The following is a 13,020-nucleotide window of genomic DNA, read 5'->3' as shown; positions in this document are numbered from 1 at the left end:
GGCTTGCCGGCGAAAAAGACCGCGGGTTCACTCCGGTGGATGGCCGCTGCGCGGTTCGCGAGCAAGCTCGCTCCTACGATCCCCGTTCAGGGGCGGTAGCCTTGGGCCAGCAACCAGCTGCGTATCAGCCGATTCTGGTCCGGGCTCAGTTGCGCCAGGGCCTGGGCCGCCCCCTGGCTGCGCAAACGGCGCAACAGCGGCGCCAGTTCCACGCCCTGTACATGCCAGATGCCCAGGGGCTGGTCCGGGGTGATCACCACTTCGGCTTCATCCACCAGGCCGTCGCGCAGCACCGGGGCGCGCTCGATGCGCAAGGCCGAAAAGTCCACGGCACGGTGCGCCGGCTGGCAATCCGGCCACTGCCGGCGGGCCTGCCAGAACGGCTGCTCGGGCCAGCGTTGCTCGTCGGCGTAGAAGTCCCGGCCGATGCGCGCAAAACGCAGGAACAACTGTTCCACCCGCTGCCCGTGAAAACGCTGCGCCAGCGCTGCACGTTGCGGCTGCTGCAACAGGGTGTTGATCACCGCCGGGGCCTGCAACGCCGAGGACAGGGATTGGAAAATGCCGTTGCCGGATAAAGGGTCCACGGCCATGGCTGCATCGCCGACCCGCAGCCAGTTCGCGCCACAGGCCTGGGGGTTGAGGATCGCCGTGCTGCTGCGGGCATGCAGGTGCAATTGCTGCTCCTGGCCACCGGCAAAGAATTCCCGGGCCATGGCCGAGCCCAGGCGGCGCTGGCGACAGTACTCCAGCAACTGCGCCTTGCCCGGCAGCCCGGCGCTCTCCACATCCAGGGTCAGCTGCCAGTAGCACTGGCCGTCCTCACGCCGGGCCATCCAGGCCCAGCCGTCCTCCAGGCTGTGCACCGCGCTGGCGGCGCTGCCGCCAGGGCCCTGCCAGCGGTTGAGCAGGCTGACGGTTTCCGGGCCGCGCAGGCCCTTGCCGCCCCCCTGGCGCAAGGCTTTGTCCAGCACCGGCGCCTGCCGGCCACGGGCCTCCACCAGGAACTCGCCGCGCATCTCGCCCTGCCCTTGCACCTGGACCCGATGCCCGGCCTTGCTGGACTGTACCCCCAGCACCCGGCCCTCGATCAGCTTGACCTGCGCTTCGCGCAAGGCCTCCCGCAGGCCGCGGTCGAAGGCCGGGCGATCCAGCAGGTATTCGATATTCTGCGCATGTTCTGCACCGTTCCATGCCACCCGCCGCTGGGACGGTTGCAGGGCCTGGGCCAGCGCCTGTTCCAGGCCGGCACCGCGCAAGGCTTCAAGCACCCGCAGCGAGACCCCTTCCAGGGCCGGAAAGCGTCGCCAGTCGCTGACCAGGGTCACCGGGTAGCCGAGGCGGCGCAGCCCCAGGGCCACTGCGGCCCCGGCCGGCCCCGCGCCGAGGATCAGGATGGCGTGCATGGCTGTTGCCGGCGTTCCGGCCCCTGGTAGTGGGCGTTGTCCTGCAGCCACTGCCGGACCTGGGCCGTGTCGGCTTGCGGGTGGGCACCCAGGTAGGCCGCGATATGCCCGCTCAGGGCCGCGCACCCCAGGCTGGCGCCGGATTGCCCCGGGCTGCTGCCGCGCACGCAGGCGGCGAAATCAGCCTGGGCGGTGTTCAGCCATGACCACTGCTGCGCGCTGCATCGCGCATCGCCGGTGACGCGCAGCACCCCGGGGTAACTGGCCGGAAACACCGCCTCGCCCTGGGCCGGGCTGGATGCGCACAACAGCACCCCGCGGGCCTCGGCCGCGGCACAGGCCTGGCGCAGCAGGTCGCGATCCTGGCGCAGGCCCAGGCTCAGGTTGATCAGGCGCACGTCCTGCGCAAGCAACCAGTGCAGCGCGGCGCTGACTTGCGCGGCGCTGGTGACTGCGCGCCGGTCGAACACCTGGGCCACATAGACCTGCGCCGTCGGCGCGCGCTGGCCGATGGCCTCGATGATCGCGCTGCCATGGCCCAGGGCGTCTTCCTGCAAGGGGCCCTGGCCTATCCCTTCGGGCTGCAGGAAGAAGCGTCGTCCGCCCGCCACCCGCTGATGGGCGGCATGGCCGCTGTCGATCACGCCGATGCGCAGCTCAGGCTTCATGGGCCACCTCCAGCGCATGCAGTACGCCATCGCGCAATTCGAAGCGCAGTTCGGCATCGGCCAGGGTCGAGGGTCGGTGGCTGATGAGGATCCGCGTGCGCCCGGCGAACAGGTGGTCGATGGCCTCGATCACCTCGCGCTCGGTGGCCTCGTCCACCGCCGAAGTGGCTTCGTCCAGCACCAGGATCATCGGGTCCTGGAGCAGGGCCCGGGCAATGGCGATGCGTTGTTTCTGCCCGCCGGACAATTGCTGGCCGCGCTCCCCCAGGGGGCTGTCCAGGCCTTCGGGCAGGGACTCGATCAGCCCTTGCAACTGCGCCAGCCGCGCCACCTCGGCCACGGCTTCGCGGCTGGCATCGGGCACGCTGTAGGCCAGGTTGTCCGCCAGGCTGCCGCGAAACAGCACGATGTCCTGGCTGACCACCGCCACCCGCCGGCGCAACTGCGCCAGGTCCAGCTGGCGCAGGTCGACGCCGCCCAGCAGCACCTGCCCGGACTGCGGGTCGTGATGGCGCTGCAACAGGTCGATGAGCGTGCTTTTGCCTGCGCCCGAGGTGCCGCTGAGGGCCACTTTGCGGCCGTAGGGAATACGCGCCTCGATGCCCTGCAGGGTCGAGCCGCGGCCCGGGTGGCAAAAGTGCACTGCGTGAAAATGCAGCTCGCCCTGCTCCGGCACCGGCAGCGGCGCCTCGGGGTTGCTGATGCCCGGTTCCTCGCCACGCAGCTCCATGACCCGGCCCAGGCTCACGGTCATGCGCTGGATCGCCACATACAGGCCCAACAGGCTCTGCACCGGGCCCACCGCCATGCCCAGGTAGGTGGAAAAGGCAATCAGCGCCCCCAGTTGCCAGGTGCCCTGTACCACCCAGTAGCCGCCGATCAGGAAGGCGCAGGCCCGGGACAACGAGGTCAGGGTACCGGGCACCGCCTGGGTGAAGAACTCGGTGACTTGCAGTTTCAGCAGCTGTTGCAGGTAGCCCTGGCCAAGGCCATCCAGGCGCCGGGCCTCGCGCTGCTGCTGGCCGGCGCTCTGGATGAACTTCATCACCGGCAGGGTTTCCACCATGAACGAGGACATGTCCGCCGAACGCTCGCGTAACTGGCGCACATCGCGCTCCACCTTGCGCCGCATCCAGCGCAGCCAGAGCACGTCCAGGGGGATCAGCACCAGGGCCAGCAGCGACAGTTGCCAGGACAGGGTCAGGAGCATGGCCAGGGCGACGACAAGACCGATCACGCTGGACACGGCGGAGAACAATGAATCCACGGCAAAGCGCTGGATCTCCGCCACATCGCCATCCAGGCGCGACATCAGGTCGCCGATCCGCCGCTGGCCGTAGAAGCTCGGCGACAGGCGCTGCAGATGCCGATAGAGGTCGTCGCGCAGGGCGAACAGGATGCGCCCGGACAAGCGCGTGTGCAGGTAGCGGTTGACCCCGGAGAGCACGGTGCCCAGCAGCCCGGCACCGATCATCAGCGCGGCGATCAGCACCAGCCGCGGGAAGTCCCGGGCCAGCAGGCCGTCGTCGATCAGCAGCTTGGTCAGCCAGGGCTGCACCAGCACCAGCAGGGAAGCGCACACCGACAGCCCCAGCAGGCCGCCGATGGCCAGCCGGTGGGGCCGCACGAAACTGTAGAGCCAGCCCAGGGCGGCACTCAGGGCCTGGGGGTCGCGGCTGTCCACCAGCCGGGTGATCAGGCGCCGCATCAGGCGCGCAACTGTTTGAGCTTGCGGTACAGGGTCGCGCGGCTGATGCCCAGGGCGTCCGCTGCCGCCGAGACATTGCCCTGGTGGTTGTCCAGGGCACTGCGGATCAGCTCCAGCTCGTTCTCGCGGATGCTCCCGGTCTGCGGTCGGGCACTGGCATTGAGGTCGTCGAGCATGCTGTCGGGCAGGTGCTCCAGGCCGATGTGGCACTCACCGTCTTCGCGCAGGGCCAGGGCAGTGCGCAGGACCATCTCCAGCTGGCGGATATTGCCCGGCCAGTGGTAGTCCGCCAGCAGCCGACGCAGCTCATCGCTGAGGCTCACCTGGGCGCCACCGAGCTTGGCCAGCAAGCTGTCCACCAGGGGCTGCAGGTCTTCGCGTTCGCGCAGGGCCGGCAACAGCACGCTGATGCCGTTGACCCGGTAGAACAGGTCTTCGCGAAAAGCCTTGTCCTGCACCTGCTGCTTGAGGTCGCGGTGGGTGGCGCAGATCAGGGCGATGTCGATGTCCTGTTCTTCGCCGGCCCCCAGGGGCGCCACCTTGCGGTCCTGCAGCACGCGCAGCAGGCGGGCTTGCAGGGCCAGGGGCATGTCGCCGATCTCATCGAGGAACAGGGTGCCGCCGTGGGCCTGTTGCAGGCGCCCGATCATGCCGCCACGACGCGAGCCGGTGAAGGCGCCTTCGCGATAGCCGAACAGTTCCGACTCGATCAGGCCTTCGGGGATCGCCGCGCAGTTGACCGCGACAAAGGGTTTCTCGGCGCGACTGCCGGCGCGGTGCAGGGCCCGGGCCAGGACTTCCTTGCCGGTGCCGGTTTCGCCCAGTAGCAACACCGGCAGGTCATTGGCCAGGCCCTGACGGGCCATGCGCAAGGTGCGGGCGTAGCGGCTGTTGCCCCCGGCCAGGGCTTCCAGGTCCTGGGGCATGGCTGCGGCTTTCGGAGCGCTGCGTTGCGCGCGGTGCAGGTTGAGCGCTGGCTGCGGCGCCCGCAGGGCCTTGTAGAACAGCTCGCCCTTGGCGGTTTGCAGGCTGCCCACGGCGCCCTGTTGCAGGCGTGCGAGCAGTTGCAAGCCATCGACCCCGAGAAACTCTTCGCAGCGCCGGCCCACCAGGGCTGCGCGCGAGGTGTTGAGCAACTGGCAGGCCTGGCCGCTGACCGCGAGGATCTGCCCGCCCAGGCTCAGGGCCAGCAGCCCCTGCCACGGTGATTCGAGGTATTGCCGGCGGCTGTGGAAGGCCAGGACGATCTGCTCCGGGTAGGTGGCATGGAACACCCGGGCTTCGATCTGGCTGACCGCCATGGCCAGCAGCGCGGTGCTGTCCTGGGCCCGGCCCAGGGGGCCTTCGCGGGTCAGGTCGAGCACGCCCAGAATCTCGCCCTGGGGGCACTGGATGGGCACCGAGGTGCAGGAGAAATGGCTAAGACGGTCCAGGTAGTGCTCGCCGCAGTCGATCAGGGTCGGCCGGGCCTCCACCAGGGCCGTGCCCAGGGCGTTGGTGCCGCGGGTGGCTTCGCTCCAGCAGGCGCCAAGGGTGATGTCCTGCACGCCGCTGTCCTTGAGACGGTCGGCGCGACCTTCGATGGCCAGGATGGTGGCGTCGGCATTGGCCAGGATGATCATCCCGTCCTTGCCCTGATGCTGGCTCAGGTAGTCGATGGCCGGGATCGCCGCGTCCAGCAACAGGCGGTTGCTGGCCAGCAGCACTTCGAGGCTGGCGCTGGATTCCAGGGTCAGTTGGTGCTGGCTGCCAAAGTGCACGCCATGGCTGAGGCTGCGCCGCCATGAGGCATCGATTTCCGCACGCAGAACCCCGTCGGGGATCTGGCCTTCCAGGTGCAGCCGTTCCCGGGCCAGCCGGGCTTCGTGTTGCTGCTCACCCTTTATTGTTTTTATAAGAGTCATCAAGCGCTCCGAATCGGTCCGCCCGCTGCATCCCGCTCCACTCCCTTGGATTGCGCGAAGCACGCAAGCCGTGGTCAATGTCTACACCGGGTTCAGGGGGCAGTAAAGGGGCTTTGCCCGGATCATCGGGCAGCCCTGAATTGCTTACCCTGTCATTGGAGATCAAGCAAAACCTGCGCCAGTGGTACGGGCGCCCGAGCATCTTGACGTTAACGTAAAGCAAATGGCAAGTACCGCACGCCCCCCCTCCCGTTGGCACTGGCCTGCCAGCGAAGAGGGCCCCGAGATGAGCGCAGGGCTTGAGACCCCTTAGCCGGCAGGCCGGCTCCTAAGACGAATGCATGCCAGTTTGTGCAGGAACTGGCTTGCCAGCGAACGAGGACCTTTAGTCGGGAGCAAGGCGTAAGGCCCCTTTCGCGGGCAAGCCGGCTCCTGCGAGCGGGCGGGGCTGGTGGTGCCTACAGGGCCCAGGCGCCAGAGTCTGCGAAGAAGGCGCGGGCGTTGTCTTCCAGGCTTTCCAGGTGATAGCCGCCTTCCTGGACGATCAGGCACGGCAGGCCCAGGCTGCGGATTCGCTGGCCAAGGATGGCGAAGCCGTCCCGGGTCACTGCCACCTTGCTCTGCGGGTCGAGTTCATAGATATCGAACCCCAAAGACAGCACCAGCACCTCGGCATCGAACGCCTTCACCGCCACCAGGGCCTGTTCCAGACGGGCGAGGAAATCCCCTTCGCTGGCGCCATGGGCCATCGGCAGGTTGAGGTTGTAGCCCTCCCCCGCCCCGGCGCCACGCTCCTCGGCGAACCCGGCCACCCCCGGGTAGAAGTTGGTCGGGTCGCCGTGCACCGAGACATACAGCACATCGGCGCGCTCGTAGAAGATTTCCTGGATGCCCTGGCCGTGGTGCATGTCGGTGTCCAGCACCGCCACCCGGGCGTATTTGTCCCGCAGGACCTGGGCGGCGATCGCCGCATTGTTCAGGTAGCAGAAGCCCCCGGCCGCCTCGGACCGGGCGTGGTGGCCCGGCGGGCGGCACAAGGCGTAGGCCGCCGGCTCACCGTCGAGCAACGCCTGGGCCCCGGCGACGGCACTTTGCGCCGACCAGTAGGCTGCACGCCAAGTCGACTCACCCACCGGGCAACTGCCGTCGGCCAGGTAGCACGCGGCCTGGGCCAGGACCCCGCGCAGGGCATTGGGCTCACGCACGAAGATGTTGGACATCACCTCATCGCCCCAGTCTTCGGGGATGTCCTTCCAGCCCTGGTGCGCATCCTGCAGGAACGCCAAGTACGGCGCGCCGTGTACCGCCAGCAATGGTGCCATCCCGGCATCCCGTGGCTGCTCGACGGCAAAACCCAGGGAGTGTGCGGCCTGCACCAGGCGCTGGGCGCGCTCCGGAACCTCCTGGGGTATGCGCATCTGACCGCGCGAGTAGTAGCTGCGTGGATGGTGGAGCAACTGTTCGGGGTGGAAAAAACTGCGCATGACCTTCTCCTTATTCAACCTGGCCAGCACGGGCCAGCACGGCGTTAAGCAATACATCGGCGCCCTGGCGCACGTCCTCGGGCAACACGTCTTCGGCTTCGTTGTGGCTCAGGCCACCGACACAGGGAATGAACACCATGGCCGTCGGGCAATAGCGGGCCAGCAAGATGGCGTCGTGGCCAGCGCCGCTGACGATGGACTGCTGAGGGTAGCCCAGGCCATCCACCGCCTGCTGCACCGCCGCCACGCACTCGGCATCAAATGGCGTGGCCGGGCTGACCCAGTGCCGGCTGATACTGACCTTGAGCCCGCGCTGGCCGGCGATGGCCTGCAGGCGTTCCTCGACCTGCTGCTCCATGGCGGCGATCTGCCGATCCTGGTGGTGGCGCAGGTCGACAGTGAAGCTCAACAGGCCGGGAATGGTATTGCGCGACGACTTGGCGATGCTCAGCTCACCCACGGTGGTCAGGCCCAGGGGGGCAAAATCCGCTGCCAACTGCTCCACTGCAAGAATCATCTGCGCCGCGCCGTACAGCGCATCCTTGCGTAGCGGCATCGGCGTGGTGCCAGCGTGGGCCGCCAGGCCTTCGACCTGCACATCGAGCCAGCAGATGGCCTGGCCGCCGCTGACCACGCCGATGCTCTTGGCGTTGTCTTCGAGGATCGGGCCCTGTTCGATATGGGCTTCGAAGTAGGCATCCACCGCTGCGCCCAGGGGCCGGCTGCCGGCATAACCGGTGCGCTGCAGGGCCTGGGCGACGCTGATGCCATCGACGTCACGCACCGCCAGGGCGGCGTCCAGGGCCATGACCCCGGTGAACACCGCCGAGCCGAACATCGCCGGGGTGAAACGCGCGCCCTCCTCGTTGGTCCAGACCGCCACTTCCAGGGGCTTGCGGGTCTGGATCCCGAGGTCATTGAGCGTGCGTACCACTTCCAATCCGGCCAGCACACCGTAGACCCCATCAAAGCGCCCGCCTTCGGGCTGGGTGTCCAGGTGGCTGCCCATCATCACCGGGGCAGCGTCCGGGTCGCTACCTGGGCGCCGGGCAAACAGGTTGCCAATGGGGTCGACGCTCAGGCTCATGCCGGCCTCGGTGCACCAGTGGGCAAACAGTTCGCGACCGGCCCGGTCTTCATCGCTCAAGGCCAGGCGGCAGTTGCCGCCACGGGCCGTGGCACCGATTTCGGCCATGGCCATCAGGCTCGCCCAGAGGCGCTGGCCATTGATTTTCAACATCATCAGATTCTCCAGACAATCAGGCGTGGGATGCCATTTCCAGGCGATGGGCGTGAGCGTGCCGGCGTGCCAGGGCCAGCACGCAGATCAGCGAAACGGCAGCGATCAGGCTGTAGAACACCGCCATCGGCCACCATTGGCCAATGAACCGATGGGCCAGCCAGGTGCCGATCAGCGGGGTCAGGCCGCCGGCCAGGGCACCGCAGACCTGATAGGCCAGGGAGATCGCGGTGTAGCGCACCCGGGTCTCGAACATGCCGCTGACGTAACCGGCGATCACCGCATAGAAGGAAGCCATGCACACCACCGCCAGGGCGATGCCGAGGATCATCAGCGGCGCCTGCCCGGAACTCACCAGCACGAACATCGGATAGGGCGAGACCATGGCCAGTACTGACACCAGGCATAGAAAGCGAGTGGCGCCGATTTTCTCGGCGGTCCAGGCCGCCAGGGGCTGGATGCAGAACTGGATGATCGCCACCACGAACAGGCATTCGAGAATCAGCGAACGGGGAATCTCCAGTTGCTGGGTGGTGTAGGCAATCATGAAGGTGTTGGTGAAATACACCCCGGCGATTCCCAGGGTATTGGCGCCGATGCACAGCAGCAGCGGGCGCCAGGCCGTGCGCAGCACTTCCATCACCGGTGCCTGTTCCTTGCGCACCGATTTGGCCGCCTGCTCGCGGCTGGCGAGAAACTCCGGTGACTCGTTGACCCCCAGGCGAATCGCCAGGCCCACCAGCAGCAACAGCGCACTGGCCAGGAACGGCAGGCGCCAGCCCCAGCTCATCAGGGCGTCCTCGGGCAGGCGGGTCACGGCGCTGAAGGCCAGCAGCGAAAGGATCAGCCCCGCCGGGCTGCCCAGTTGGGCGAAAGACGCGAAGAAGTTGCGCCGGCCCTTGGGCGCGTGCTCGCCGGCCATCAACACCGCCCCGCCCCACTCACCGCCCACGGCAATGCCCTGGACGATGCGCAGCAGGATCAGCAGCACCGGCGCCAGGGCACCGATCTGTGCATAAGTTGGCAGCAGGCCGATGCAGACCGTGACCACGCCCATCATCAGCAGGGTGATGACCAGGGATTTCTTGCGGCCGATGCGGTCGCCGATATGGCCAAAGATGATGCCCCCCAAAGGTCGGGCGAAGAAGCCCACGGCAAAGGTGCCGAAGGCGGCCATGGTGCTGAACAGCTTGTCGTCGGAGGGGAAGAACAAGGCACCGAACACCAGCGCCGCGGCGGTGGCGTAGATATAGAAGTCGTACCATTCGATCATGGTGCCGATAAAGGCGGCGGCCGCAGCCCGGCGAGGCTGAGGCGAAGCGGAAGGCTTCATGGTTGGCTCCCTTGATTATTTTTTTGGCAGGAGGAAGGGTCGGGCGCAGGGGCTTCTGCTGGCACCTGTCTGGGGTGGATTTATCCGTTCCGGGGGATAATTAGTCAATTTTCTATTGGTTATCTCGATTATTATCCTGGCTTATTATTCAGCTACCGCCCGCACCAGAGCCCCTGCCATGTCCGACCGCGATGCCCGCCGCCTGCTCAACGACCGCCTCGACTGGAACCTGTTGCGCACCTTTCGGGTGATTGGCCAGGAGCTGAGCATCAGCCGTGCAGCGGCGCGCCTGCACTTGACCCAGCCGGCGGTCAGCCAGGCCCTCAAGCGCCTGGAAGAACAACTGGGCCGGCAGTTGATCGCCCGGCGCGGCCCACGCTTTGCCCTGACCGAAGTGGGTGAGCAGATCTTCGCACTGGCTGGAGAGATCTACGGCCAGATGTCCCAGGTCAGCAGCATGCTGGAACAGCCCGCCGACGAAGTGATCGGCAAAGTGCGGCTGTTGATCATCAGCCGGATCTTCAGCGAACGCTTCGACGAGTTCCTGGCCGACTTCCATCGTCAGCACCCGCGGGTCGATCTGGAGGTGGAAGTGATGCGCAGCTCGGACATCGTCAGTGCCCTGCAGGAAAAGACCGCGACCCTGGGCTTGAGCCTTAACCGCCGGCCACAGCCGCGCCTGGAACAGCGGCTGTTCCTGCGTCAGCGCTATGCGTTTTTCTGCGGCAAGCACCACCCGCTGTTCGGCCGCGGGGATGTGGCCGAGGGCGATCTGCAACGGGAGAACTTCGTCAGTTTCACCAGCGACCAGATCGGCGGCATGCTCTCGCCGCTGACCATCTTTCGCGATCAGCAGGGCTTCAGCGGGCGCATCGTCGCCTCATCCCCGAGCCTGGAAGAAGTACGACGCCTGGTGATCGCCGGGTTTGGCATCGGCTGCCTGCCGGAGCATGTGGTGGCCGCCGATGTCGACGCCAGGCTGCTGTGGCGCCTGCCGCCACACGAAGGCATTGCCGATGTCGACATTCACCTGCTGTGGAACCGCGAGCAGCGCATGAGCCGGGCCGAGGTACTGTTTCTGCAGAGCATCCAGCACATGCTCAGTCAGCATGAGCCGGTGCCGGGTAGCCTGATGTTGAAATGATTCAGACGTGGGGATCGCCAGGGGCCTTGGCCGGGGCGGCGTACTGCGGCTTGAGGTGGCCGTTCTGGTCCAGTAGCCAGGCATCCATGATCTGCCGCACCACGGGGCCGGCCACCCGACCACCGGCTTCGCCGTTCTCGATCATCACCGAAATCACGATCTGTGGATGCTCCGCCGGGGCGAAGCCCACGAACAGGGCGTTGTCACGGTTGCGCTCGCGGGTCTTGAGACGGTCATAGCGCTCGCCCTGCTTGATCGCCACCACCTGGGCCGTACCACTCTTGCCGGCGATGCGGTACTGCGCCCCGGCTGCCGCGGCGCGGGCGATACCGCGGGGATCGTGCATCACCATCTGCATGCCGTGGTTGACCTGATCCCAGTCACGGGGATTCTTCAGCAGGATGTTGGGCATCGGATGCTCGTCCACCGGGGCCACGCCATCGATGGCCTTGGCCAGGTGCGGACGGTTCCACACGCCCTTGTTGGCAATCAGCGCGGTGGCCTGGGCCAGTTGCAGCGGCGTGACTTGCATATAGCCCTGGCCGATGCCAAGGATCACGGTTTCCCCCGGGAACCATGGCTGGCGACGGGTGGCGCGTTTCCAGGCCTGGGAGGGCATCAGGCCGGGAGACTCTTCGAACATGTCCAGAGAGACCTTCTCGCCCAGACCGAACATCGCCATGTAGTCGTGCAGGCGGTCGATGCCGAGCTTGTGCGCCAGGTCATAGAAGTAGGTGTCGTTGGAACGCATGATCGCTGCGTCCATGTCCACCCAGCCATCGCCGCTGTGGTTCCAGTTGCGGTACTTGTGGTCGAAGTCCGGCAGTTGGTAATAGCCCGGATCGAAGACCCGGGTCGAAGCGGTAACCACGCCGCTATCGAGGCCGGCAATCGCCACTTCCGGCTTGATGGTGGAGCCCGGCGCGTAGAGCCCCCGCAGCACCCGGTTGAACAGGGGCCGGTCGATGGAGTCGTGCAGCGCAGCGTATTCCTTGAAGCTGATGCCGGTGACGAACAGGTTGGGGTCGAAACTTGGCTTGCTGACCATGGCCAGGACTTCGCCGGTGGCCGGGTCCAGGGCCACCACGGAACCACGGCGATCGCCCAGGGCCTCCTCAGCGGCTTCCTGGAGCTTGATGTCCAGGCTCAGGACGATGCTCTTCCCAGGGATCGGATCGGTGTGCTTGAGCACTCTCATCACCCGGCCCTGGGCGTTGGTTTCTACTTCCTCATAACCGACATGGCCGTGCAGTTCGGCTTCGTAGAATTTCTCGATGCCGGTCTTGCCGATGGATTGGGTGCCACGGTACTCCACCGAGTCCAGGGTCTTGGCTTCTTTCTCGTTGATCCGCCCGACGTAACCGATGGAGTGGGCAAAGTGTGCGCCTAGGGGATAGTGACGGACGAACTGGGCTTCCACGTCCAGGCCGGGCAACCGGTATTCGTTGACCGCGAGCACGGCGATCTGCTCTTCGGTGAGCTCGTAGAACAGGGTCACGGGGACGAAGGGATGACGGGCCTGCTTCATCTCCTTGTCGAACAGCGTGCGGTCTTCCGGGGGCAAGTGCAGCAGATCGACCACGGTGTCCAGCTCGCCCTTGAGGTCGGTGGTGCGTTCGCGAGTGATCGTCAGGTTGAAGCTGGGGCGGTTGTCCGCCAGGACCACGCCGTTGCGATCGTAGATCAGCCCCCGGGTGGGAGTGATCGGCAGCACATGGACGCGGTTGTTCTCGGAAACGGTGGAGTGGTAGTCGAACTCCACCACTTGCAGAAAATACATCCGCGCCACCAGGGCGCAGGTGATGGCCACCACCAATACGGCACAGGCCAGCAGCCGTTTGTTGACCAGGCGGCTTTCTTTCTCGTGGTCCTTGATCGGAATCGCTTCGGGCATTGCTACAGCTTCTCGGTGAATAGAGGTCGACGCTGTTCCGTGCGGATGAACTCAAGTCCTTTAAAAAGAGCTGCACCATACCAAAAACCACCCACGGACTTTGAGGGGATTTCCATCGCGGCTGATCAATGGCGCCTTGGCGGCTACTTAGATAGCGCAAGTTTTTCCACGCGCAAAAACAAAACCCCAACTGCATGCGCAGTTGGGGTTTCGGAATTTAATCTTGACGATGACCTACT

At 66.2% G+C, this 13,020-nt stretch carries 10 protein-coding genes; 2 read left to right on the top strand and 8 right to left on the bottom strand.

The window, feature by feature from the left end; translation table 11 throughout:
- Positions 1–86: 86 nt before the first annotated feature.
- The 7 genes from qhpG to AC1RCO_RS30900 form a co-directional block, all read right to left on the bottom strand.
- A complete protein-coding gene (qhpG, locus tag AC1RCO_RS30930; RefSeq protein WP_492618379.1) occupies positions 87–1,406 on the bottom strand; it encodes a flavin-dependent monooxygenase QhpG in 1,320 nt (439 codons plus the stop codon).
- Positions 1,391–2,074 carry a subtilisin-like serine protease QhpE gene (gene qhpE, locus AC1RCO_RS30925; protein WP_492618378.1) on the bottom strand — a complete coding sequence of 228 codons (684 nt, stop codon included), beginning with the start codon at positions 2,072–2,074 and terminating at the stop codon, positions 1,391–1,393. Before qhpE ends, qhpG begins: the two co-directional genes overlap by 16 nt.
- Positions 2,064–3,782, bottom strand: coding sequence for an ABC transporter ATP-binding protein (locus AC1RCO_RS30920; RefSeq protein ID WP_019094086.1), 1,719 nt, complete (start codon positions 3,780–3,782; stop codon positions 2,064–2,066). The genes qhpE and AC1RCO_RS30920 overlap by 11 nt, the downstream gene beginning before the upstream one ends.
- Complete coding sequence (locus AC1RCO_RS30915; protein ID WP_320335254.1) at positions 3,782–5,686, bottom strand: sigma-54-dependent Fis family transcriptional regulator; 1,905 nt, start codon at positions 5,684–5,686, stop codon at positions 3,782–3,784. The genes AC1RCO_RS30920 and AC1RCO_RS30915 overlap by 1 nt, the downstream gene beginning before the upstream one ends.
- A 458-nt stretch (positions 5,687–6,144) precedes the next feature.
- On the bottom strand, positions 6,145–7,170 hold the full coding sequence (locus tag AC1RCO_RS30910; protein ID WP_015636457.1) for a histone deacetylase family protein: 1,026 nt from the start codon (positions 7,168–7,170) through the stop codon (positions 6,145–6,147).
- A 10-nt stretch (positions 7,171–7,180) separates the two neighbouring features.
- Positions 7,181–8,410, bottom strand: a complete 1,230-nt coding sequence (locus AC1RCO_RS30905; RefSeq protein ID WP_492618393.1) for a Zn-dependent hydrolase — start codon at positions 8,408–8,410, stop codon at positions 7,181–7,183.
- Positions 8,411–8,429: 19 nt separating this feature from the next.
- Positions 8,430–9,743 carry an MFS transporter gene (locus AC1RCO_RS30900; protein ID WP_019094648.1) on the bottom strand — a complete coding sequence of 438 codons (1,314 nt, stop codon included), beginning with the start codon at positions 9,741–9,743 and terminating at the stop codon, positions 8,430–8,432.
- A gap of 178 nt (positions 9,744–9,921) precedes the next feature.
- Here AC1RCO_RS30900 and AC1RCO_RS30895 point away from each other — a divergent pair, with 178 nt between their 5' ends.
- The gene (locus AC1RCO_RS30895; RefSeq protein WP_492618377.1) at positions 9,922–10,887 is read left to right on the top strand and encodes a LysR family transcriptional regulator; all 966 of its coding nucleotides are present in this window, start codon (positions 9,922–9,924) and stop codon (positions 10,885–10,887) included.
- 1 nt (position 10,888) lies between these two features.
- Here the strand turns inward: AC1RCO_RS30895 and mrdA are convergent, their stop codons facing one another.
- Entirely contained in the window at positions 10,889–12,781 is a 1,893-nt protein-coding gene (gene mrdA, locus AC1RCO_RS30890) for a penicillin-binding protein 2 (RefSeq protein WP_492618376.1), read from the bottom strand.
- A 45-nt stretch (positions 12,782–12,826) separates the two neighbouring features.
- Between mrdA and AC1RCO_RS30885 the strand changes: the two genes are divergently transcribed.
- A partial coding sequence (locus AC1RCO_RS30885) for a hypothetical protein (RefSeq protein ID WP_492618375.1) occupies positions 12,827–13,020 on the top strand: 194 nt, incomplete at its 3' end.

Source organism: Pseudomonas sp. GW823-FHT03E05 (assembly GCF_058796855.1).
Note: the sequence above shows the minus strand (reverse complement) of the source record. Positions and strands in the feature narration are given on the sequence as shown.

Coding starts and splice junctions, on each gene's coding strand:
- qhpG (WP_492618379.1), bottom strand. CDS start 1,406: ATGCACGCCATCCTGATCCTCGGCGCGGGGCCGGCCGGGGCCGCAGTG.
- qhpE (WP_492618378.1), bottom strand. CDS start 2,074: ATGAAGCCTGAGCTGCGCATCGGCGTGATCGACAGCGGCCATGCCGCC.
- AC1RCO_RS30920 (WP_019094086.1), bottom strand. CDS start 3,782: ATGCGGCGCCTGATCACCCGGCTGGTGGACAGCCGCGACCCCCAGGCC.
- AC1RCO_RS30915 (WP_320335254.1), bottom strand. CDS start 5,686: ATGACTCTTATAAAAACAATAAAGGGTGAGCAGCAACACGAAGCCCGG.
- AC1RCO_RS30910 (WP_015636457.1), bottom strand. CDS start 7,170: ATGCGCAGTTTTTTCCACCCCGAACAGTTGCTCCACCATCCACGCAGC.
- AC1RCO_RS30905 (WP_492618393.1), bottom strand. CDS start 8,410: ATGTTGAAAATCAATGGCCAGCGCCTCTGGGCGAGCCTGATGGCCATG.
- AC1RCO_RS30900 (WP_019094648.1), bottom strand. CDS start 9,743: ATGAAGCCTTCCGCTTCGCCTCAGCCTCGCCGGGCTGCGGCCGCCGCC.
- AC1RCO_RS30895 (WP_492618377.1), top strand. CDS start 9,922: ATGTCCGACCGCGATGCCCGCCGCCTGCTCAACGACCGCCTCGACTGG.
- mrdA (WP_492618376.1), bottom strand. CDS start 12,781: ATGCCCGAAGCGATTCCGATCAAGGACCACGAGAAAGAAAGCCGCCTG.